Genomic DNA, 19,885 nt, shown 5'->3' with positions numbered 1-19,885 from the left:
GATTTCCGAGGAACCCACATGCTGAAAATCGACACCCTGCACCAGTACTACGGCGGTAGCCACATCCTGCGCGGCCTGTCGTTCGAAGCCAGGGTCGGCGAAGTCACCTGCCTGCTGGGCCGCAACGGCGTGGGCAAGACCACCCTGCTGCGGTGCCTGATGGGCCTGGTGCCCGCGCGCGACGGCAGCATCGAATGGGAAGGCAAGCCGATCAGCGCGCTCAAGCCCCAGCAGCGTGTCCACGCCGGCATCGCCTATGTACCCCAGGGCCGCGAAATCTTCCCGCGTTTGAGCGTCGAGGAAAACCTGCTGATGGGCCTGTCACGCTTCCCTGCCCGTGAAGCACGCGAAGTGCCGGCGTTCATCTACGAGTTGTTCCCGGTACTCGAGCAGATGAAGCAACGCCGTGGCGGCGACCTGTCCGGCGGCCAGCAGCAACAGCTGGCCATCGGCCGAGCCTTGGCCAGCCGCCCGCGCCTGTTGATCCTCGACGAGCCGACTGAAGGCATCCAGCCCTCGGTGATCAAGGAAATCGGCGCGGTCATCCGCCGCCTGGCCGAACGTGGCGACATGGCCATCCTGCTGGTGGAGCAATTCTATGACTTCGCCGAAGCGCTGGCCGACCAGTACCTGGTGATGGCCCGTGGCGAGATCATCCAGCGCGGCCGTGGCGAAAACATGCAGGCGGAAGGTGTGCGCGGGCTGGTAACCATTTAACCTGCACCCAACGAACCTGCGAGACGCTGCCATGACTCACCAAATCCGCGATGCCTTGCCTGCCGACGTGCCAGGCATCCTCGCCATCTACAACGACGCGGTGCGCAACACCACGGCGATCTGGAACGAAACCCCGGTGGACCTGGGCAACCGCCAGGCCTGGTTCGAATCACGGGCACAGCAGGGTTATCCGATCCTGGTGGCGGTGGATGACAGCGGCGTGCTCGGCTATGCCTCGTTTGGCGACTGGCGACCGTTCGAGGGCTTTCGCCATACCGTGGAACACTCGGTGTACATCCGTGGCGACCAGCGTGGCAAAGGCCTGGGGCCGCAGCTGATGGCGGCACTGATCGAGCGAGCGCGTGGTTGCGGCAAGCACGTGATGGTGGCGGCCATCGAAAGCGGTAATGCCGCGTCGGTGCGCCTGCATCAGCGCCTGGGCTTCGTGGTGACCGGTCAGATGCCTCAGGTGGGGGTGAAGTTTGGTCGCTGGCTGGACCTGACCTTCATGCAGCTGGTGCTGAACCCGGGCGCAAGTCCAAGCTGAAATGCGATCCCTGTGGGAGCGGATTTATCCGCGAAGCTGGCGACGCAGTGGATGGCACAGGCTTCGCCCGTGTTCGCGGGGCAAGCCCGCTCCCACAGGAATAATGCCCGCTTTGAACATTTGAGCAAGACCGTTGCTTCCACAAAAGCCAGTGTGCGTGCCTACAACTGGGTAAACCTACCCAACCGCTGGCGCAGCATGCTGTTCTCGCTGCGCAATTGCTGCACTTCCTGCAACAGCTCCAGCGCCAGGGCCACCCCTTCCCACTCCAGCTCCAGCTCGGCATGCAACTTGGCCGCGCGCTTGGCCAGCAGCGGCGCCTGATCGTCGAACAACCAGTCCTCAGGCGTTCGCCCGGAGGGTTCGACAATGCCGTGTTCGACGATTTCGATCACGCAGTCAGCCGTGAGGTCGGCCTCCTGACACAAAGTACGCATGTCCAGTTGAACGATCAGGGTGCTGCTCATGGTCACTTACTCCATTGTGTCCTCGGGTTGAACGCCGCCTTCTCGGAAAGCTGGGTCCACAGTTCACGGGTAGTGGCATCGGAGGTGGTGGGCATCACCACCTTCAGCTGTGCATACAAGTCACCGCGCTCGCCCTTCTTGTTCAACAGGCCCATGCCCTTGACCCGCAGGCGCTGGCCGGTCTGGCTGTCGGGGCGGATGGTCAGGTTGATCTGGCCGGTCAGCGTCGGTACCGCCACCTTGGTACCCAGGGCAGCCTCCCACGGCGCCAATGGCACGGTAATGATCAAGTCATGACCTTCGACATCGAACAGCGGGTGCGGTGCCATGCGGATGGTCAGGAACAGGTCGCCGTTGGCCCCGCCAGCGCTGCCCGGCGCACCCTGGCCCTTCAGGCGGATACGCTCGCCATCGGTTACCCCGGCCGGAATCTTCACGTTCAGGGTCTTGGTGGTGAAGCCGGTGCGCTGCCCCATTGCATTGGTCTGCGGCACCTGGAAGCTGATCTGCTTGGACTCCTTGTTCAGGGTCTCTTCAAGGAATACCGCCAGTTCAAGCTCCACGTCCTGCCCTCGCCTGCCGGCACTGCGCTGTTGCTGCCGGGCACCACCAAAGGGGTTGCCACCCCGGCTACCGAATATCGAACTGAAGAAGTCGGAAAAATCACCGCCCTCGAAGCCACCGCCACCGCCCCGGCTTTCCCAGCCCGGTGGTGCCTGGAACGGCCGGCCATGCTGGCCACCGTATTTGCGGATTTCGTCGAACTCGGCCCGTTTTTGCGCGTCGCCCAGCACTTCGTAGGCCTCGTTGGCCTCCTTGAATTTCTCCTCGGCGTCGCGCTCCTTGCTGACATCGGGGTGATACTTGCGCGCCAGCTTGCGGTACGCGGCCTTGATCGCCTTCTCGTCCGCCGTGGGTTCTACGCCCAGTATCTTGTAGTAGTCTTTGAAGTCCATTTATGGATCACCAATGTGAATGTGCGTGTTGCCATTGAAGATAGGGGTCAAGCATAGCCTTTCAAGACCGCTTTGGGTTTGCTCCAGGGCAGACGACCGGTCTTGATTCTGTAGCCAACTGGCATACACTGCGCGGCCGTTTTGCCTCCGGAAGCTCATTCCCCATGTCTGACGTATCCCCGGCCCGCGCCTTGGGCATCGACTTTGGCACCTCCAACTCCACGGTTGGCTGGCACCGTCCGGGTGTCGAGTCGCTGATTGCTTTGGAAGACGGCAAGATCACCCTGCCCTCTGTGGTGTTCTTCAACATCGAGGAGCGTCGCCCGGTGTATGGCCGCCTGGCGCTGCATGAGTACCTGGAAGGCTACGAAGGGCGCCTGATGCGCTCGCTGAAAAGCCTGCTGGGTTCCAAGCTTATCAAGCACGATACCAGCGTGCTGGGCAGCGCCCTGCCCTTCAAGGACCTGCTCGGCATGTTCATCGGCGAGTTGAAGAAACGTGCCGAGGCCACTGCCGGCCGCGAGTTCGACCAGGTAGTGCTGGGTCGCCCGGTATTCTTTGTCGACGAAGACCCGGCCGCTGATCAGGAGGCCGAGGACACCCTGGCCGAAGTGGCACGCAAGATCGGCTTCAAGGACGTGTCGTTCCAGTACGAGCCGATTGCCGCGGCCTTCGACTACGAGTCGGGCATCAGCCGCGAAGAGCTGGTGCTGATCGTCGATATCGGCGGTGGTACTTCGGACTTTACCCTGATCCGCCTGTCGCCCGAGCGCCACCTGGTCGCCGAGCGCCAGAGCGACATCCTCGCCACCGGCGGCGTGCACATCGGCGGTACCGACTTCGACAAGCAACTGAGCCTGCAGGGCGTGATGCCGCTGTTCGGCTACGGCAGCCGCATGAAAAGCGGTGCGCTGATGCCCACCAGCTACCACCTCAACCTGGCTACCTGGCACACCATAAACGCCCTGTACTCGCAGAAGTCGCAGCTGGCCCTGGGCAGCATGCGCTATGACATCGAGGACACGCTGGGCATCGACCGACTGTTCAAGCTGATCGAAGAGCGTGCAGGACACTGGCTGGCGATGGAGGTGGAAGCCAGCAAGATCGAGCTGACCGGGCAACAGAGCCGTCGCGTGGACCTTGGCCGTATCGAACCTGAACTGACTGCAGAACTGACCCGCGCCCTGTTCGAAGAAGCGATCGAAGGCCTGCTCGAGCGTGTGCGTGGCAGCGTGACCGACTTGCTGGCCAAGGCGGGTATCAGCGAGACCCAGGTCGACACGGTGTTCTTCACCGGCGGTTCCAGCGGGATCCCGGCGCTGCGCAACAGCGTGGCGGCGATGCTGCCAAATGCGCAGCATGTGGAAGGCAATATCTTTGGCAGCATTGGCAGCGGGCTGGCCATCGAGGCGCGCAAACGTTACGGCGTTGCCTGATCCTTTTTGGGGCCGCAAAGCGGCCCCGGCAGTCTCAGACCAGCTCCGCCCGCTTCAACTCGCTCTTGAGGTAGGCATAGTAGACCGGCCCCGCCACCACCCCCGGCAAGCCGAACGCCGCCTCGAACACCAGCATCGCCAGCAGCAGCTCCCATGACTTGGCGCTGATCTGCCCGCCAACGATCCGCGCGTTGAGAAAGTACTCGATCTTGTGGATGACGATCAGGTAACCCAGCGCCGCCGCCGCCACCCAGATCGACAGCGACAGGCCAACGATGGTGATCAGGGTATTCGACATCAGGTTACCGATCACCGGCAGCAGGCCGAGCAGGAAGGTCAGCACGATCAGCGTCTTGGTCAGCGGCAGGTGCACGTCGAACATTGGCAGTACCACCGCCAGGAAGATGCCGGTGAAGGTGGTGTTGAGCAGCGAGATCTTGATCTGCGCGAAGACGATGTTGCGAAACGCCTGCACCAGCAGGCTCAGGCGCTCGAACAGAGCCGCCGCCAGGGGTTTGCGTCGGGAAATGTCGGGGATCCGCTGCAAGGCGACGATGGCGCCGAGGATCATGCCTATCAGCAAGGTGACGAACATGTGCGCCATGCCCTTGCCGACCAGCTGCAGGTCGCTCAGGTGGCTCTTGATCCAGTCACCGATAGCCACCTTGAACTCTGCCGCACTGGCAGGAAGGTAGCCTTCGATGAAAGGTGGCAACTGGCCGCGGGCACGCTCCACCAGGGCCATGAACTTGTCCAGCGAGGCGCCGGGGTTTTCCGCTTCATGCAGCAGGAAACTGAAGGCACCGGCGATCAGCAAGGCCAGGGTGATGACCACCAGTGTGCCAAGCAGTGCCACGGCCAGCCAGCGGGCGCGTTGGCCGGCAATCAGTGGCTGCAGCCGCGGGGTAAGCATGTTGACCAGCTCGAACACCAGCAGGCCGGCCAGCAGGCTTGGCAGCAACTTCAGGGGCAACGCCAGCAACAGGCCGGCAAATACGATGATCCAGCTGGCCAGGGTGACCTGGCGGGGGGTGAAGGTCATACAGCCTCAACGGCAGACAACGGAAAGACCCGCAGTCTGCCAGCGTTACGCTTGCAGGCATAGGCACAGGTCATTTCTTCTTCAGGCAGTCGCTCATGAACGCCTTGCGCTCATCCCCCTTGAGAGCTTTGCTGGTGGCGTCGGCGTTGCAGGTCTTCATCTTCTCCTGCTGGGTTTGTGGCACCTCCTTTTTCAAGCAAGTGCTCATGAAAGCTTTGCGCTCATCGCCCTTCAGGGCCTTGGCGGTGGCGTCGGCGTTGCAGGTTTTCATTTTTTCCTGCTGCGCGGTAGTGGCAGCCAAGCCTTGGGCGCTGAACAACGCCACCAATACCAGTAAAGGGATTTGCAGCACTTTCATGGAGTGGTCTCCTTGGCTCCGCGCCCGATGCGCGGGGGTCGAGCTGAGTGTAGCCAACAATTCTCAACGCTTTGTTCGCCTCTGCCGACGCTATTGCTCGGACGTACAGCCGGCCTGGCGCTGGAACATGGCGATGAACGCCGACGCGCTGCTGTAGCCCAGGTCGAAGCCGATCACCTGCACTGGCCCGCTATCACCTGTGCGGTGCTTTGCTGACCCTGGCCGGCGCGTGCTGGCCGCGCGCTGGCCCACGCCGATTCACCGCTAGAGCCCGGCCGCCTTGAGCCTGGCGGCATGCTCGATGAATAGCCGCACCGGCTCGGCACCCTTGCCGATGGCTCCCAGGGACTGGTTGACGATATCCAGATGGTCGAGCGGGTAATCGTCGCCGATCACCTGACCTAAGTGCGAGCTGAAGCGTCCGACCATGCCGTCGCTCTGGCCCTTTTCCTTGACGAAACTGCGCGCGAACAGGCGGCAGAAGTAATTGCTGCCATCGAAACGGTTGCGTCCCCGGTCGGTCAGGCCAGACTGCAAAGTGCCGGACCAGGAGTAATAGCGCACGCCATCGACCTGATAGGCCCCTTCCCCGCCCCAGGTTTCTGGCAGCCCCTGTGGATAAGCCTGGTTGAAACGCGCCACCCCGCTGCTGGTCAGCGCCTGGTGCGAGGCGTGCACATCCACCGGCAGCGGGTCGCGGCGCCAGCCGGTTTCCAGCCATACCAGCAGCACGGCGATACCATGCAGCAAGGCCTTGAGCAGGCGCCCCTGGGGCGATTCGCCCGGCGCCATGCGCTGCAACCAGTCAGCCAGCTCCGAGCCATGGTTGGGCCCCGCCACCGAGGTGACCGACGCCACCCGCTCGGGCCGCCTGGCGGCAGCGTAGCGTGCGTCCAGGGCTCCTTGGCTGTGGCCGATCAGGTTGACCTTTTCGGCATTGTGGCGCTGGCAGATGTCTTCGATGATCGCCAGCAGCTGCTCGCCGCGCACCTCGCTGCAATGCAGCGGCGAGACCTGCACCGGGAACACCTGCGCCCCGCCCTTGCGCAGTGCCGCCACAATGCCGAACCAGTAGGGGTAGAGCACCACTCGTACGAACCCCAGCATGCCCGGTACCAGCACCAACGGGTATCGCGTGGTCAATTGCTGTGGCATGACCAGCCCCTTTCCTTGGACGACCGGCCAACACTACAGCGGCCGTGATCAGCAGCGCAATCGAACTCTGGGCGCCCGCTGCGGTTCCAAACCCAACATACCCTTTGCAAGGAGCGGGACCATGTACAAGCAGACCTTGGCAATTCTTCTGGCCAGCGCCACCCTCGCCGCCTGTGGCAGCCGCCCGGAAAACCCTGTGGACTATGTCACCTATCGCGACGAACCGCTGGTCAAGCAGGTGGAAAACGGCATGACCATGCAGAAGGTCATCGCCATTGGCGGTAGCCCGTCCAACGTGACTGACCTGCCGCACGGCGGCACCTGCAATGACTACATCCTCAACCGCGACGGCCACCAGCAGCCCTACTACGTGCGCTTCGACGCCACCGGCCATGTCGATGCCAAAGGCTTCAAGACCTGCAAGCAACGCCAGGAAGACAGCGACGCCGTCCACGGCGCATGACCCCCACAGGACACGCCATGACCACCTTGATGCTTTCGGAGATGAACATGACTGCGAATGAACTGACCGATGTGCAGACCCTGCGCCAGCGTGCCCGCCAGCACGTCGAGAACGGCGCCGTGACCGAGGGCTACCACGCCGACCGTGAGCGCATTATCCGCCTGCTCAACGAAGCCCTGGCGACCGAGCTGGTGTGCACCCTGCGCTACAAACGCCACTACTTCATGGCTTCCGGTGTGAAGGCCAGCATCGCGGCCGAGGAATTTCTGGAGCACGCCAACCAGGAAGCCGAACACGCCGACAGGCTCGCCGAACGTATTGTGCAGCTGGGCGGCGAACCGGACTTCAACCCGGACAACCTCAGCAAGAACTCACATGCCCAGTACGTGGCAGGTGCCACGTTGAAGGAGATGGTGCTGGAGGACCTGGTGGCGGAGCGCATCGCCATCGACAGCTATCGCGAGATCATCCAGTACATTGGCGACAAGGACCCGACCACGCGGCGAATCTTCGAGGATATCCTGGCCCAGGAAGAAGAACACGCGGACGACATGTCCGATCTGCTGCAAGGGCTGTAATTGCAAGGGCTGCCTGGCAGCCCAGCGCCCTCCCTGCAGGTGCCGCGTCAAGTCGAATCCGGCGCGGTACCTGGGGCAGCCGGCTTGCCGGCGATGGGCCGCAGCACGGCCCGCTCATTGCCTGCCTTTCACCGCAGATGGCGCCTTGCCTGCCTTCATCTGCTGCAGCAACGGTGTGCACTGGTTCGGATCATCCCCACTGCTGGGGGCAATCAGCGCCAGCAAGCCCGCCGCCGGCCCGGCCACCACGCCCAGCGCCACCATTCCCGCCCCGCGCAATGCCAGCGGCACTGCCTGCACACCGGCACTCGGCTTGGCGAACGGCCCGCGCACGTACAACGGCGAGCGCAGCGAGAACAGCCGTAGCCCTTTCGATTCCGGGGTGATCTTCAGGTCCAGCTGCTCATTGGCGAAATTGGCCGTGCCGTTGATGTAGATGATCGCGTTCTCGGTGTCGAAGATGAACAGGCGCGTGGTCGCCAACCCATCCTTGATACCCACATCGGCCGCTGCGCAATTGATCTTCACGTCTTCATCGCCGAACAGCTTGCCAACCACGTAGTTGCCCACGTTCAACCCGGCAATCTCCATCAGGCTACGGCTGATGGCACCATCGTTGACCAGCATGCGCAGGTCGCCATTGGCCGTACCAAGCAATGCGGCTACCGAGTTGCCCCGGCCAGTGATGTCGGCATCGCCGTTCAACTCGCCAAAGCTGGTCTGCATCGGCGCGAAGCCGGGAAACAGCTGCTTGAGCTTGAAGCCCCGCGCGGTCAGCCGGGCACGCCCCTGCAACGGCACATTGCGGCCATCCAGGCGGATCTGCGATGCCAGGTTGCCGCCCGCCACGCCAAACCGCAAGGGCTCCAGGCGCAGAAGGCCATCTTCCAGGATCACGTGCGCCGACAGGTCGTTGAAGGGCAATTGCGCGCTGTGCACGATGCGCTTGCCGGCGAAGGAAACGTCGGCATCCATGGCACGCCAGCGCTCGGTGCGGAACTCCTCCACCGGCAGTACCTTGCCCTGCGGCTGCTTGCTGGCGCCGCCACGCGCCTTCTGCTCGGCATTGGAGTCGGCGCCAATCAGTGGCGCGAGGTCCTTGAACAGCAACTGGTTGGAGACCAGTTTGCCCGACAGCCTCGGCCGTGGCTGGCTGGCAACAAAGGCCAGGTCACCATGGATGTCGCTGTCACCAATCTGGCCGTTGAAGCCCTGATAGTTGAAAGTCGCCCCTTGCGCTGCGTGCAAATTGGCGCTGAGGTGGCCATCGGTGGCGTAGGCCGGGGTGTCCGGCAGGGTCACACCGGTCAACGGGTAGAGGTTGCCCAGGCTGGCCCCGGACAGGCGCAGGCGCAGGTCGAGGGCACCCAGGTTGCGCGGGTCGGTCAGGGTACCGGCAAGTACCACATGGGTGTCGGCGATACGCACATCGGCCTGCAGCGGGAACGGCTGGCTGGCATCCTGCAGGGCCAGCAGGCCGCCGATCTTGCCCGAACCGGCCACCGGCTGGCCTTTGTAGCGGCCCTGTACCTTGAGGCCGAAGGCATAATCCTGCGCGGCACCAGCCTTGTCGGCCCTGGCCTTGCCGACGATGTCACTGAATGGTATCGGCTTGCCCAGCGGGTCGATCTGCACCTTCATGCTGGTTTTCAGGGTTTGGTCGTCGAAACCGACATTGCCTTGGTCGAAACCGATGGCGCCGATATCAAGCTGCCATTTCGAAGGCTCGGCGTTCTCATCCTTGGGGCCGAAGTCGAAGGTCCAGTTGGCGCGGCCATCGGCCAGACGGGTCAGGCTGGCAGTGGGTCTGGTCAGGTCGATGCGCGGGATTTCGATCTGCCGGAACAACAGCGGTAGCGGCGCCAGACGGAACGTCACGCGCTCCAGGCCGACCATCCTCTGCTCGTCGAGCCACGCCGGGTTGCCCAGGCTCAGGTCCTCGGCAATGAAGTGCGGCCAGGGTACCCAGGCACGCCAGCCGCTCTCTTGCGCTTCGGTGCGCCACTCGACGGCAAGGTTGCCGTTGATCGCGAAGGGCCGCTGCAGGGCTTCTGAAACCTTCTCGTTGAGCAGGGGTTTGACGCGGTTCCAGTCGAAGGTGGCGATGATCACCACCAGGATCGCCAGTAAGGTCAGCAGGCTGGTGAAGGTCCAGACGAGGATTCTGGCGGGACGCGTCATTGCGTGATTCTCCTTGCGGGATGGCACAGAAACAGGCGTAGCGGGGCATTCACTATCTGGGACTGACGAAAACCCGCGGGGTTTTATGGTGGGCCCATGATAGCGAAGTTTTTCCTGCCCATTTGTTCAGCAATTCATAGCGCCAGGCTGCATGTGTAACTGGCCGGCAGCAGTCTCAAAAAGCCATCATTCAAGCCAGGAAGCGCAGGCTAGAGACGTTCATGGCCTCTATCAATACGGTCGATTGTTACCATTACCCGTATGAACTTCTCTCTGGCGTTACCCGGCGTAGCATTGGCTCCGTACCCACTTCCCAGCCCCCGAGAGGAGCACCGAAATCATGAAACGCCACCTGCTGACCCTGACCTTGTCCATTCTGGCTGCCAACGCTTTTGCCTTGCCAGCCGACGAGCAACACCTGACCGCCGAATCGCGCTCCAGCGCTGCCGAGATCGCCCAGCCGCTGAAGACGGTTGCCGAAGGTGGTTCCGATCGCCTGATCGAACGCACTGGCCGCGTCGCCGAAGGTGGTTCCGATCGCCTGATCGAACGCACTGGCCGCGTCGCCGAAGGAGGTTCCGATCGCCTGATCGAACGCACTGGTCGCGTCGCCGAAGGTGGTTCCGATCGCCCTGATCGAGCGCACTGGTCGCGTCGCCGAAGGTGGTTCCGATCGCCTGATCGAGCGCACTGGTCGCGTCGCCGAAGGTGGCTCTGATCGCCTGATCGAACGTGCAGGCCGCGTCGCCGAAGGTGGTTCCGATCGCCTGGTCGCAATCAGCCGAGTGAGCTGACCCTATGACCGAAAAGAACAATCTCTGTCGCAGCACCTCCTCTCCTCCAGGCCCGGTCCATTGACCGGGCTTTGTTTTTTTCACTAGAGTGCCCAGCCTCACCGTCACAGAAGCTCGCACCATGCTGCCGCGCGCCGAACAGAAGCTACAGACCCGCCAGGCCCTGCTTGATGCCGCCTGCCAGCTCATGGAAAGTGGCCGTGGTTTCGGCAGTATCAGCCTGCGCGAAGTGGCGAAGACCGCGGGTATCGTCCCAACCGGCTTCTACCGGCATTTTTCCGACATGGACGCCTTGGGCCTGGCCCTGGTGGCCGAAGTCGACGCCACGTTCCGTCAGACTATCCGCCTGGTACGCCACAACGAATTCGAGCTGGGCGGCATTACCGATGCCTCGGTGCGCATATTCCTCGACGTGGTCGCCGCCCACCGCGCACAGTTCCTGTTCCTCGCCCGCGAGCAGTACGGCGGTTCGCAGGCAGTCCGCCAGGCCATTGCCCGCCTGCGCCAGGACATCAGCGACGACCTGGCCACCGACCTTGCGCGGATGAAGCGCTGGCAGCACCTGGACGGCGCAGCGCTGGCGGTGATGGCCGACCTGGTGGTGAAGACCGTGTTCGCCACCCTGCCGGAACTGATCGACAGCCCGGACCGGGGTTATCCACAGGCGCTGACGCCGCAGGAAAAGATCACCCAGCAGTTGCGCTTCATCTTCGTCGGCGCACGGCACTGGCAGGGGTTGGGCAACCCGGGCTGACCGATTGCCTGCACAGGCCGCTTCGCAGGCACGCCGCGAAAGGGCCGGCACTGGCTACCGAAAACCCCAGTTCTGCTACCATGGCGCCCTGCCCGACAGCGACGAGCGCCTAAATGTCCAACCCCCGCCACACCCTGCCCGAACTGGCCCGCTTCAACCAGCATTTCGCCGAACGCATCGTGCCGTTGTGGCAAGGTCCGGGCTGGAACGCCGACATGGCCCTGCCCTACGAAGCCCTGGACGCCGAGCGCCGGCCCTTGCCGGTGCAGCGCTACCGGGCCATGGCCTGTGCACGCCAGCTGTATGTGTTCAGCAGTCGTATCGGGCAGCCGGGCGCCGCGGAGCGTGCTGCGGCCCTGTTTCGCTCGTTGCAAAAACACTTCCACGATGCCGAGCACGGTGGCTGGTTCTACAGCATCGACGCCCACGGCAAGCCGCTGGACCGGCGCAAGGACCTGTATACCCACGCCTTCATCGTGTTCGCCTGCGCACACTACTGGGGCAAAGTGCGCGAAAGCCTGGTGGAGTCCACATTGAATGCCGCGCTGGGCATCATCGACCAGCAGTTTGCCCGTGACGATGGCCTGTACGAAGCCTGCCTGGGCGAAGACTGGGCCGACCTCGGCAGGGGCCCGCTGCAGAATCCGCAGATGCACCTGGCCGAAGCGTTCCTGCAAGTAATGGCTGTGCGTGGCGACGAACATGTCAGCCAGTCGCTGCTGCAATTGTGTCAGGCGCTCGAGGCGCATTTCATTGACCCGGCCCATGGCCTGATGCTGGAAAAGCCACGCGGGGCCGTGGATAACTGGTTCGAGCCGGGGCACCAGTTCGAGTGGTTCTATCTGTTGCATACCTCCCCGCTGCTGCGTGACACGCCGCTGCATGCATCGATAAACCGGGCTTTCGGCTTTGCCGAGCAATTCGGGGTGAAAAATACGGCAGTGCTGGCAATGCTGGACGTGGATGGCCGAGTGCTTGATGCCACCCAGCGTATCTGGGCGCAGGCCGAGTACCTGCGGGCGCTTACATTGCGTGAAGGCAGTGAAGCAAAGCTAGCTGGACAGTTGGCCGCCCTTTCAGCGCGCTTCCTGCGAGACGCCGGCTGGTATGAATGCCGGGGAGGTGACGGAGCGGTGAGCAGGGATGACATGCCATCGACCACCCCTTATCACTTGGCTACCTGCCTGGAAGGGTTGAATCAGGCGAACACCTGACTATCCATACAACGAATCTGCCAGGGGGGAGCGTTTCCTTCTGCCGGAAGCACCTCCCCACTCCTATGTTGGTGTTCCTTTCGCGAACATCAGGAGTCAGCAAAATGGAAGCAGAAGCCTTCAAGGCATTTGTCGAAGAGCAGATCAACCGAGCGGCACAGAAGATCATCGATAGCGGCCACCGCTATGATGAGCACTCCCACGGCAAACTCAGCTACCTGCTAAGCCTGCGCCGCATCATCAATTGCAAAGCATCGGCCGAGGACCTCGGCCGGCATGACGGCATCAATGATGTCCTTCAAGCGTTGGGCATCATCCCCGAAGACAGGACGTACCTGTCCTATATCAACTAAACGCTCCAGCTGCACCGCGAACCGGGCCTTTCCGGTTCGCGGCTTATGCTCAACCTTTTGATCGATCGATCGAGAACCCTGCCCAGTCCTGGCTCACCGGCATCAGCTCCAGGCTGTTGATGTTGATGTGCGCCGGCTGGTTGAGGATCCAGAAAATGGTCTCGGCAATGTCCTGCGGCTGGATTGGCTCGGCGCCGGCGTAGGTCGCGTCGTACTTGGCCTGGTCACCGCCGAAGCGCACCAGCGAGAACTCGCTCTCGCACAGGCCCGGCTCGATATTGCTCACACGCACGCCGGTGCCGCGCAGATCGCAGCGCAGGCTGAGCGAGAACTGGCCGACGAACGCCTTGGTACCGCCATACACGTTGCTGCCCGGGTATGGGTAGTTGCCTGCCACCGAACCCACGTTGAGGATCGAGGCGCCGCGGCCATGGGCGATAAGCCGTGGCAGCAGCAGGCGGGTGGTGTACATCAGCCCCTTGATATTGGTGTCGACCATGGTTTCCCAGTCGTCCAGGCTGCAGTTCTGCGCCGCATCCACGCCCAGCGCGAGGCCGGCGTTGTTGACCAGGCCTCGCAACTTGTCGAAGCCTGCCGGAAGGTTGGCGACGGCCTGCTCCATGGCCTTGCGGTCCCGCACATCGAGCACCAGCCCATGTACTTCAGTCTTGGCCGACAATTCGGCACACAGGGCATCAAGGCGCTCCCTGCGACGGCCGGTGAGTACCAGTTTCCAGCCGGCTTCGGCGAAGCGGCGGGCCGTGGCTTCGCCGAAACCGGAAGTCGCGCCAGTGATGAATACGGTGGACGTCATGCTCTGTTCCTCACGGTAGGTTGTCATCGGCAGCCTTGCAGCATGCCCGCACCAGGCCCTGGCAGCAAGTCGTCGAAGCCGCTGGTCATTTTTTGTTCATACGCGGCAAACCCTTGCAGCAGAGCGCCTGGCGTCACCTATGCGCATGTTATCCACAAGGCTTTCCCCACGGATTGGGGGCAACTTGTCTGCTGGGCAGAGCCTTTCCAGCGTTGTGTGGCCGGTGATGTCGTCCGGTGATGGCGCAAGGCTTTCAAGCATGCCGCGTACAGCGGTCTGTCCAAGGGTTTTCAACAGAGTTATCCACAGGAATTTCGTGGGGTTAAGCGTGCATGCAGGCTTCGCCAAGAGAGCCGGAATCCTCCATCGAAGACTACTGGTCAAGAAATGAACAAGCTGCTGAAACCCTCGTGATTCAAGGGGCAGCGCCAAGTGCCACCATGTTTTCCACAGGCGGTTCCACATTTACCGTGGAAAACATCAGCCTGTGGAAACAATGATTTGCGACCGGTTTGTGGAGTATATCGGCAAGGATGTTAAACAAGTTGTCCACATCAGAAACGGGGCTGCCTTCGCAGCCCCGGATACCTTCAATGGCCGCCCAGATAAGCGTTGCGCACTTCCTCATTGACCAGAAGCTCCTGCCCTGTGCCGCTCATGCGAATCTGCCCGTTAACCATCACATAGGCCCGATCCGACAGCTTGAGCGCATGGTTGGCGTTCTGCTCGACCAGGAAGATGGTCATCCCGGTCTGGGCCAGCTCGCGCAGGGTCGAGAAGATCTGCTTGACCACGATCGGCGCCAGCCCCAGCGATGGCTCGTCCAGCAGCAGCAACTTCGGGCGGCTCATCAGCGCCCGGGCAATGGCCAGCATCTGCTGTTCGCCCCCGGACATGGTCATGGCCCGCTGGTTACGCCGCTCCTTAAGCCGCGGGAATAGCTCGTACATGCGCTGCATGTCTGCGTCGGCATGCTTGTCGCCGATGGGAATGGTGCCCATCATCAGGTTTTCCTCGACCGTCATGTCAGGAAACACCCGGCGCCCTTCCGGTGACTGGGCGATGCCGTTGGAGGCAATATAGTGCGACGATTTGCGGGTAATGTCGGTGCCGCGATACACGATATGCCCCGACGCCGCCCGTGGCTGGCCGAAAATCGACATCAGCAAGGTCGACTTGCCGGCACCGTTGGCACCGATCAGGCTGACCGTCTCGCCCTCGTTGATGTGCATCGACACCTTTTTCAGCGCCTGGATCGGCCCGTAGAAGACGTCCAGGTCCTTCAGTTCGAGAATGGGTGCAGTCATACCAGTTCCTCTTCATCGGCACCCAGGTAGGCGGCGATCACCGTCGGGTTGTGGCGGATATCCTGCGGCGCGCCTTCGGCAATCACGTTGCCATGGTCGAGCACCACGATATGGTCGGAAATACTCATGACCATGCCCATGTCGTGCTCGATCAGCACCACGGTGATGTCGTGCTCGTCACGCAGCACCCGGATCATGCGGCTGAGGGCCTCGGTTTCCTGCGGGTTGAGGCCCGCCGCCGGTTCGTCCAGGCAGATGATTTTCGGCCGCGTGCACATGGCCCGGGCGATTTCCAGGCGGCGCTGCTGGCCATATGACAACTCACCGGCCAGGCGGTTGGCGCAATCGACCAGGTCGACCACCTCCAGCCAGTAGAACGCGTGGTCCAACGCATCGCTTTCAGCCTTGCGGTAGGCCTTGGTGTTGAGCACCCCGGCTAGCAGATTGCGGTTGACCCACATGTGCTGGGCCACCAGCAGGTTTTCCACCACCGACATTTCCTTGAACAGCCGAATGTTCTGGAAGGTGCGTGCCAGCCCGGCGCGGTTGACCAGGTGGGTACCGCCGAACATCTTGTAGTAGAGGCGGTTGGCAAAGCGCGCCGGCGATGCGAAATCCGCGGCCTGGAAGCGCTCGCCGAGCAGCTGGATGACATTGGTGTGGCTGCCGCGCACATTCAGCTCGATGCGCCCGCCGCTGGCCTTGTAGAAGCCGGTGAGGCAGTTGAACACCGTGGTCTTGCCGGCGCCGTTGGGGCCGATCAGGGCGAAGATCTGGTTGCGCCTGACCTTCAGGCTGACATCGCTGAGTGCCTTGATGCCACCGAACTGCATCATCAGGTTATCGACCGAGAGAATGATATCGTCGCTCATGGCGCCACTCCTTTACGCGGGGTCACACCGGTACGGCTGATGCGGATCAGCCCACGCGGTCGCCAGATCATCATCAACACCATGAGCACACCGAACAGCAGCACCCGGTATTCCGAGAAGCTGCGCAGCAGCTCCGGCGCCACGGTCAGGACGAAGGCCGCAATCACCACGCCTACGGTCGAGCCCATGCCGCCGAGCACGACAATGGCAAGGATCAGTGCCGACTCGAAGAAGGTGAACGACGACGGGTTGACGAAGCCCTGGTAGGTCGCGAAGAACACCCCCGCCAGGCCGGCAGTGGAGGCGCCCAGGGTAAACGCCGAGAGTTTTACCAACACGTGGTTGAGGCCCATTGCGCGGCAGGCGATCTCGTCCTCGCGCAGCGCCTCCCAGGCCCGGCCGACCGGCATGCGGGTCAGGCGGTGCTTGATGTACAGCACCGCCAGCACGACCATGAACAGCACGGCGTAGATGAACACGAACTTGAGGTTGGCGTTGTATTCGAAGCCGAAGAACTCGTGGATCGGTACACCACCGTCCTTGGCCCGACGGCCGAATTCCAGGCCGAAGAAGGTCGGCGACGGTGCCGGCATGCCGTTCGGGCCACCGGTGAACGACAGCCAGTTGTTCAGTACCAGACGGATGATCTCACCGAAGCCCAGGGTCACGATCGCCAGGTAGTCACCATGCATCCGCAGCACCGGGAAGCCAAGGATGCAGCCCGCCAGCGCCGCCGCGATGGCCGCCAGTGGCAGCACGCTCCAGAAGCCCAGGCCGAGGTACTGGTAGCCCAGCGCCAGGCCATAGGCACCGATGGCATAGAACGCCACGTAGCCGAGGTCGAGCAAGCCGGCCAGGCCGACCACGATGTTCAGGCCGAGGCCGAGCAGCACGTAGATCAGGCCAAGGATGACCACGGTCAACAGGTACTTGTTGGCGAAGATCGGGAAGACGATGGCAATCACTACCAGCGCCGGAATGATGTAGCGCAGCCGCGACACGTAGTTCGGCGCGCGCACATGCACGCCGGAGCCACCGCTTTCGAAGCCCTGCAGCATGCGCGTACCGGCGGCGGTCTGCAGGTACAGGCTGAGCAGGAAGCGCCCCAGCATTACCCCGCCGACCAGCCAGGCCACGCGACGCGGCTCGGCATTGAAGCTGTAGCCATCGAGCACCACGCCGACGACCGGGCCAAACACGATGAGTGCCAGCAGGCCGGCGACGATGGTCTCCAGCAGGCTGCGTTTGAGGTCGAAACCCTTGGTTTCGGGAACAACGGCAGTTTTGGCAATGGACATGTTCACACCTTAGCCACGAGCGGGCGACCCAGCAGGCCTTGCGGGCGGAAGATAAGGATCATCACCAGCAGCGAGAAGCTGAACACATCCTTGTAGTCGGAGTTGATCAGGCCAGAGAACAGCGACTCGGAAATACCCAGGATGATCCCGCCGAGCATGGCGCCAGGCAGCGAGCCGATCCCGCCGAGCACCGCGGCGGTGAAGGCTTTGATACCGATGATGAAGCCGGCATAGAAGTCGAAGGTGCCGTAGTTCATGGTGATCAGCACGCCGGCCAGGGCGGCCATCACCGCACCGATGACGAACACGTAGGAGATCACCCGGTCAGTGTTGATGCCGAGGATCGAGGCCATCTTGCGGTCTTGCTGGGTAGCCCGGCACATACGGCCGAGCTTGGTGTACTTGATCACGTAGGTGAGCAGGCCCATGCCCACGAAGGCGGCCACCAGGATGAAGATCTTGGTGTAGGTCAGCTGCACGAAGCCGGTGCCAACTTCGACGCGCCAGGCACCTTCGAGCAGGGTCGGCACGCCTTGCTGGCGGGCGCCCTGGCTGATCTGCGCGTAGTTCTGCAGGATCAGCGAAATGCCGATGGCACTGATCAGCGGTGCCAGGCGGGTGGAGTTGCGCAGGGGTTTGTAGGCGATGCGTTCGATGGTGAAGCCGTACACACCGGTGACGACGATGGTGAACAACAGGGTGCCCAGCATCAGCAGGGGAAACGACTCGATACCGAAGTAAGCCAGCAATGCCAGGCTGATTGCCGCGAGGTACGCGGAAATCATGTACACCTCGCCGTGCGCGAAGTTGATCATGCCGATAATGCCATAGACCATTGTGTAGCCGATGGCGATCAGGCCATAGACCGACCCGAGGGTCAGGCCGTTGACCAGTTGCTGCAGGAAAATACCATCCATAACGCAATCTCACCTGATTGAGATTGCACGAGCGCCGTCCACGGCGGGCCTTGGGACTAGGCGGCCCTCGCAGCGCAGTACTGTGCAGATCTACGGATAAAGACAGGTACCGCGGGGCTTGGGCCCGGGGGTGAACCCGGGCCGTGGGCCGTTGTTATTTTTGTTTTTCCAGCTGGTGGTACTTGCCTTGGGCATCCCACTGGTAGACCACGTAGTCGGACACGGTCAGGTCACCCTTCTTGTCCCACTTCTTCTCGCCCATGACGGTCTGCACCGGGTTGGCCTTGAGCCACTCGGCAGCGTCTTCGCCCTTGTTCGACTTGGCGCCGTTGAACGCAGCGGCCAGGGCCTGCAGCGAGGCGTAGGCGTACAGGGTGTAGCCTTCAGGCTCGGTGCCGTTCTTGCGGAATTCCTCCACCACCGCCTTGCTGTCCGGCAGCAGGCGCGGGTCGGCACCGAAGGTCATGTACACGCCATCGACGTACTGCGCGCCGCCTGCGGTGGACACCAGCTCGTCGGTGACGATGCCGTCGTCAGACATGAACTTGACGTCCTTCAGGCCCTGCTCGCGCAGCTGGCGCACCAGCGGGCCGGCTTCCGGGTGCAGGCCACCGAAGTACACCACGTCGGCACCGGTGGAGCGGATCTTGGTGACAACGGCGCTGAAGTCTTTCTCGCCACGGGTCAGGCCTTCGTACAGCACCGGCTTGACACCGCGTTTCTCCAGCTGCGCCTTGGTCGCGTCGGCCAGGCCCTGGCCGTAGGTGTCCTTGTCGTGCAGCACCGCGACCTTCTTGCCCTTGAGCACGTCGACAATGTAGTCGCCGGCGACGATGCCCTGCTGGTCGTCACGCCCGCACATGCGGAACATGGCGGAAAGGCCACGCTCGGTCACCTGCGGGTTGGTAGAGCCTGGGGTGATGGCGATGACGCCAGCTTCGTCGTATACCTCGGAAGCCGGGATGGTATTGGAGGAACAGAAGTGACCGACCACGCCGATCACCTTGTCCTGGTCGACCAGACGGTTGGCCACAGCCACGGCCTGCTTCGGTTCGCAGGCGTCATCGCCCTTGACCAGGACGATCTTCTCGCCGTTCACGCCGCCGGCGGCGTTGATCTTGTCGGCCGCTGCCTGCGCACCTTTCATGTACTGCTCGCCAAACGCTGCGTTGGCCCCGGTCATCGGGCCTGCTACACCGATCTTGACGTCGGCCTGAACATACGAAGAAACACCCAGTGCCGTAGCTACGGCCAGAGCCAGGAAACCTTTCTTGTAAAACGTCTGCGACATGAGGTGGTGCTCCTAGAGTTTTTTTGGTTGGCACTACAACTTCTCAGCTCTGTGCTCCGAGCAAGGGCCGTGCCATCGGTTTTGTCTTGCGGGAAAACACACCACAGGGGGCGTCTGCAGGCGACCGGCGTCCTTTTCTTTATTGAGCGTGCAACCGTCTGCCGCGCTGCGGGCGCCACCACACGTACAGACAAGGAGCAACCGTCGAGTGCCATCATTGCAACCATGGCAAGTGTTTACGTGCAACCGGCCTGTAACAGCGGACGTCACCGAACTGCACACTGCTGGTGCGCGACTGCTACAGGCGGCACCGTTTCAAGGCTGGCGAGCGCACCGAAACACACGCTGTTTTGGCTGTTCCGGCCTCTTCG

20 protein-coding genes and 2 pseudogenes are annotated in these 19,885 nt (G+C 62.5%); 9 read left to right on the top strand and 13 right to left on the bottom strand.

Annotated features, from left to right (window positions below):
* Positions 1-18: 18 nt before the first annotated feature.
* Positions 19-717 (top strand): urea ABC transporter ATP-binding subunit UrtE, encoded by a 699-nt coding sequence (urtE, locus tag ACVWZT_RS11730; RefSeq protein ID WP_296232214.1) that lies wholly within the window; start codon positions 19-21, stop codon positions 715-717.
* Between the two features lie 31 nt (positions 718-748).
* The gene (locus ACVWZT_RS11725; protein ID WP_457469431.1) at positions 749-1,264 is read left to right on the top strand and encodes an N-acetyltransferase family protein; all 516 of its coding nucleotides are present in this window, start codon (positions 749-751) and stop codon (positions 1,262-1,264) included.
* Positions 1,265-1,425: 161 nt separating this feature from the next.
* Here the strand turns inward: ACVWZT_RS11725 and ACVWZT_RS11720 are convergent, their stop codons facing one another.
* Both ACVWZT_RS11720 and cbpA read right to left on the bottom strand, forming a co-directional pair.
* The gene (locus ACVWZT_RS11720; protein ID WP_296233957.1) at positions 1,426-1,731 is read right to left on the bottom strand and encodes a chaperone modulator CbpM; all 306 of its coding nucleotides are present in this window, start codon (positions 1,729-1,731) and stop codon (positions 1,426-1,428) included.
* Between the two features lie 2 nt (positions 1,732-1,733).
* Positions 1,734-2,687: a curved DNA-binding protein gene (gene cbpA, locus ACVWZT_RS11715; protein ID WP_457469429.1), complete on the bottom strand. Its 954-nt coding sequence runs from the start codon at positions 2,685-2,687 to the stop codon at positions 1,734-1,736.
* Between the two features lie 164 nt (positions 2,688-2,851).
* Here cbpA and ACVWZT_RS11710 point away from each other — a divergent pair, with 164 nt between their 5' ends.
* A complete protein-coding gene (locus tag ACVWZT_RS11710; RefSeq protein ID WP_457469428.1) occupies positions 2,852-4,123 on the top strand; it encodes an Hsp70 family protein in 1,272 nt (423 codons plus the stop codon).
* 34 nt (positions 4,124-4,157) lie between these two features.
* On the opposite strand, the gene ACVWZT_RS11705 is transcribed toward ACVWZT_RS11710, so the two are convergent.
* From ACVWZT_RS11705 to ACVWZT_RS11690, 4 genes and pseudogenes are all read right to left on the bottom strand, one after another.
* On the bottom strand, positions 4,158-5,165 hold the full coding sequence (locus tag ACVWZT_RS11705) for an AI-2E family transporter (protein ID WP_296233953.1): 1,008 nt from the start codon (positions 5,163-5,165) through the stop codon (positions 4,158-4,160).
* Positions 5,166-5,235: 70 nt separating this feature from the next.
* Positions 5,236-5,523: a PsiF family protein gene (locus tag ACVWZT_RS11700; protein ID WP_296233950.1), complete on the bottom strand. Its 288-nt coding sequence runs from the start codon at positions 5,521-5,523 to the stop codon at positions 5,236-5,238.
* A gap of 90 nt (positions 5,524-5,613) precedes the next feature.
* Positions 5,614-5,709, bottom strand: a pseudogene (locus tag ACVWZT_RS11695) (AraC family transcriptional regulator); the annotation flags it as partial.
* 78 nt (positions 5,710-5,787) lie between these two features.
* The gene (locus ACVWZT_RS11690; RefSeq protein ID WP_457469426.1) at positions 5,788-6,678 is read right to left on the bottom strand and encodes an esterase/lipase family protein; all 891 of its coding nucleotides are present in this window, start codon (positions 6,676-6,678) and stop codon (positions 5,788-5,790) included.
* Positions 6,679-6,799: 121 nt separating this feature from the next.
* Between ACVWZT_RS11690 and osmE the strand changes: the two genes are divergently transcribed.
* Both osmE and ACVWZT_RS11680 read left to right on the top strand, forming a co-directional pair.
* Positions 6,800-7,141: an osmotically-inducible lipoprotein OsmE gene (gene osmE, locus ACVWZT_RS11685; protein WP_296233946.1), complete on the top strand. Its 342-nt coding sequence runs from the start codon at positions 6,800-6,802 to the stop codon at positions 7,139-7,141.
* 47 nt (positions 7,142-7,188) lie between these two features.
* A complete protein-coding gene (locus ACVWZT_RS11680) occupies positions 7,189-7,719 on the top strand; it encodes a ferritin-like domain-containing protein (protein WP_296233966.1) in 531 nt (176 codons plus the stop codon).
* Positions 7,720-7,833: 114 nt separating this feature from the next.
* Here the strand turns inward: ACVWZT_RS11680 and ACVWZT_RS11675 are convergent, their stop codons facing one another.
* A complete protein-coding gene (locus ACVWZT_RS11675) occupies positions 7,834-9,900 on the bottom strand; it encodes an AsmA family protein (RefSeq protein WP_296233944.1) in 2,067 nt (688 codons plus the stop codon).
* A gap of 340 nt (positions 9,901-10,240) precedes the next feature.
* Here ACVWZT_RS11675 and ACVWZT_RS11670 point away from each other — a divergent pair.
* From ACVWZT_RS11670 to ACVWZT_RS11655, 4 genes and pseudogenes are all read left to right on the top strand, one after another.
* Positions 10,241-10,694: pseudogene (locus ACVWZT_RS11670) on the top strand (phage infection protein).
* A 121-nt stretch (positions 10,695-10,815) separates the two neighbouring features.
* Positions 10,816-11,448: a TetR family transcriptional regulator gene (locus ACVWZT_RS11665; protein ID WP_296233941.1), complete on the top strand. Its 633-nt coding sequence runs from the start codon at positions 10,816-10,818 to the stop codon at positions 11,446-11,448.
* A gap of 113 nt (positions 11,449-11,561) precedes the next feature.
* Positions 11,562-12,662 (top strand): AGE family epimerase/isomerase, encoded by a 1,101-nt coding sequence (locus ACVWZT_RS11660; protein WP_457469425.1) that lies wholly within the window; start codon positions 11,562-11,564, stop codon positions 12,660-12,662.
* 104 nt (positions 12,663-12,766) lie between these two features.
* Entirely contained in the window at positions 12,767-13,015 is a 249-nt protein-coding gene (locus ACVWZT_RS11655; RefSeq protein WP_457469423.1) for a hypothetical protein, read from the top strand.
* Positions 13,016-13,064: 49 nt separating this feature from the next.
* Here ACVWZT_RS11655 and ACVWZT_RS11650 read toward each other — a convergent pair whose 3' ends face one another.
* From ACVWZT_RS11650 to ACVWZT_RS11625, 6 genes are all read right to left on the bottom strand, one after another.
* On the bottom strand, positions 13,065-13,829 hold the full coding sequence (locus ACVWZT_RS11650) for an SDR family oxidoreductase (RefSeq protein ID WP_457469422.1): 765 nt from the start codon (positions 13,827-13,829) through the stop codon (positions 13,065-13,067).
* A 590-nt stretch (positions 13,830-14,419) separates the two neighbouring features.
* Complete coding sequence (locus ACVWZT_RS11645; RefSeq protein WP_296233935.1) at positions 14,420-15,136, bottom strand: ABC transporter ATP-binding protein; 717 nt, start codon at positions 15,134-15,136, stop codon at positions 14,420-14,422.
* On the bottom strand, positions 15,133-16,008 hold the full coding sequence (locus tag ACVWZT_RS11640) for an ATP-binding cassette domain-containing protein (protein ID WP_296233933.1): 876 nt from the start codon (positions 16,006-16,008) through the stop codon (positions 15,133-15,135). The genes ACVWZT_RS11645 and ACVWZT_RS11640 overlap by 4 nt, the downstream gene beginning before the upstream one ends.
* Positions 16,005-17,306 (bottom strand): high-affinity branched-chain amino acid ABC transporter permease LivM, encoded by a 1,302-nt coding sequence (gene livM, locus ACVWZT_RS11635; protein ID WP_296233931.1) that lies wholly within the window; start codon positions 17,304-17,306, stop codon positions 16,005-16,007. Before livM ends, ACVWZT_RS11640 begins: the two co-directional genes overlap by 4 nt.
* Positions 17,307-17,308: 2 nt before the next feature.
* Positions 17,309-18,223: an ABC transporter permease subunit gene (locus tag ACVWZT_RS11630; RefSeq protein ID WP_013974411.1), complete on the bottom strand. Its 915-nt coding sequence runs from the start codon at positions 18,221-18,223 to the stop codon at positions 17,309-17,311.
* Between the two features lie 154 nt (positions 18,224-18,377).
* Positions 18,378-19,514 (bottom strand): branched-chain amino acid ABC transporter substrate-binding protein, encoded by a 1,137-nt coding sequence (locus ACVWZT_RS11625; protein WP_289133707.1) that lies wholly within the window; start codon positions 19,512-19,514, stop codon positions 18,378-18,380.
* Positions 19,515-19,885: the final 371 nt, after the last annotated feature.

This window comes from Pseudomonas sp. TE21394 (genome assembly GCF_054057835.1).
The sequence above is the reverse complement of the archived record's forward strand: the minus strand, read 5'-3'. Positions and strand labels throughout refer to the sequence as shown.

Coding starts and splice junctions, on each gene's coding strand:
- ACVWZT_RS11660 (WP_457469425.1), top strand. CDS start 11,562: ATGTCCAACCCCCGCCACACCCTGCCCGAACTGGCCCGCTTCAACCAG.
- ACVWZT_RS11640 (WP_296233933.1), bottom strand. CDS start 16,008: ATGAGCGACGATATCATTCTCTCGGTCGATAACCTGATGATGCAGTTC.
- ACVWZT_RS11665 (WP_296233941.1), top strand. CDS start 10,816: ATGCTGCCGCGCGCCGAACAGAAGCTACAGACCCGCCAGGCCCTGCTT.
- ACVWZT_RS11720 (WP_296233957.1), bottom strand. CDS start 1,731: ATGAGCAGCACCCTGATCGTTCAACTGGACATGCGTACTTTGTGTCAG.
- ACVWZT_RS11680 (WP_296233966.1), top strand. CDS start 7,189: ATGACTGCGAATGAACTGACCGATGTGCAGACCCTGCGCCAGCGTGCC.
- ACVWZT_RS11630 (WP_013974411.1), bottom strand. CDS start 18,223: ATGGATGGTATTTTCCTGCAGCAACTGGTCAACGGCCTGACCCTCGGG.
- ACVWZT_RS11625 (WP_289133707.1), bottom strand. CDS start 19,514: ATGTCGCAGACGTTTTACAAGAAAGGTTTCCTGGCTCTGGCCGTAGCT.
- ACVWZT_RS11700 (WP_296233950.1), bottom strand. CDS start 5,523: ATGAAAGTGCTGCAAATCCCTTTACTGGTATTGGTGGCGTTGTTCAGC.
- ACVWZT_RS11710 (WP_457469428.1), top strand. CDS start 2,852: ATGTCTGACGTATCCCCGGCCCGCGCCTTGGGCATCGACTTTGGCACC.
- ACVWZT_RS11650 (WP_457469422.1), bottom strand. CDS start 13,829: ATGACGTCCACCGTATTCATCACTGGCGCGACTTCCGGTTTCGGCGAA.
- urtE (WP_296232214.1), top strand. CDS start 19: ATGCTGAAAATCGACACCCTGCACCAGTACTACGGCGGTAGCCACATC.
- ACVWZT_RS11645 (WP_296233935.1), bottom strand. CDS start 15,136: ATGACTGCACCCATTCTCGAACTGAAGGACCTGGACGTCTTCTACGGG.
- ACVWZT_RS11725 (WP_457469431.1), top strand. CDS start 749: ATGACTCACCAAATCCGCGATGCCTTGCCTGCCGACGTGCCAGGCATC.
- ACVWZT_RS11655 (WP_457469423.1), top strand. CDS start 12,767: ATGGAAGCAGAAGCCTTCAAGGCATTTGTCGAAGAGCAGATCAACCGA.
- ACVWZT_RS11675 (WP_296233944.1), bottom strand. CDS start 9,900: ATGACGCGTCCCGCCAGAATCCTCGTCTGGACCTTCACCAGCCTGCTG.
- livM (WP_296233931.1), bottom strand. CDS start 17,306: ATGTCCATTGCCAAAACTGCCGTTGTTCCCGAAACCAAGGGTTTCGAC.
- ACVWZT_RS11690 (WP_457469426.1), bottom strand. CDS start 6,678: ATGCCACAGCAATTGACCACGCGATACCCGTTGGTGCTGGTACCGGGC.
- osmE (WP_296233946.1), top strand. CDS start 6,800: ATGTACAAGCAGACCTTGGCAATTCTTCTGGCCAGCGCCACCCTCGCC.
- ACVWZT_RS11705 (WP_296233953.1), bottom strand. CDS start 5,165: ATGACCTTCACCCCCCGCCAGGTCACCCTGGCCAGCTGGATCATCGTA.
- cbpA (WP_457469429.1), bottom strand. CDS start 2,687: ATGGACTTCAAAGACTACTACAAGATACTGGGCGTAGAACCCACGGCG.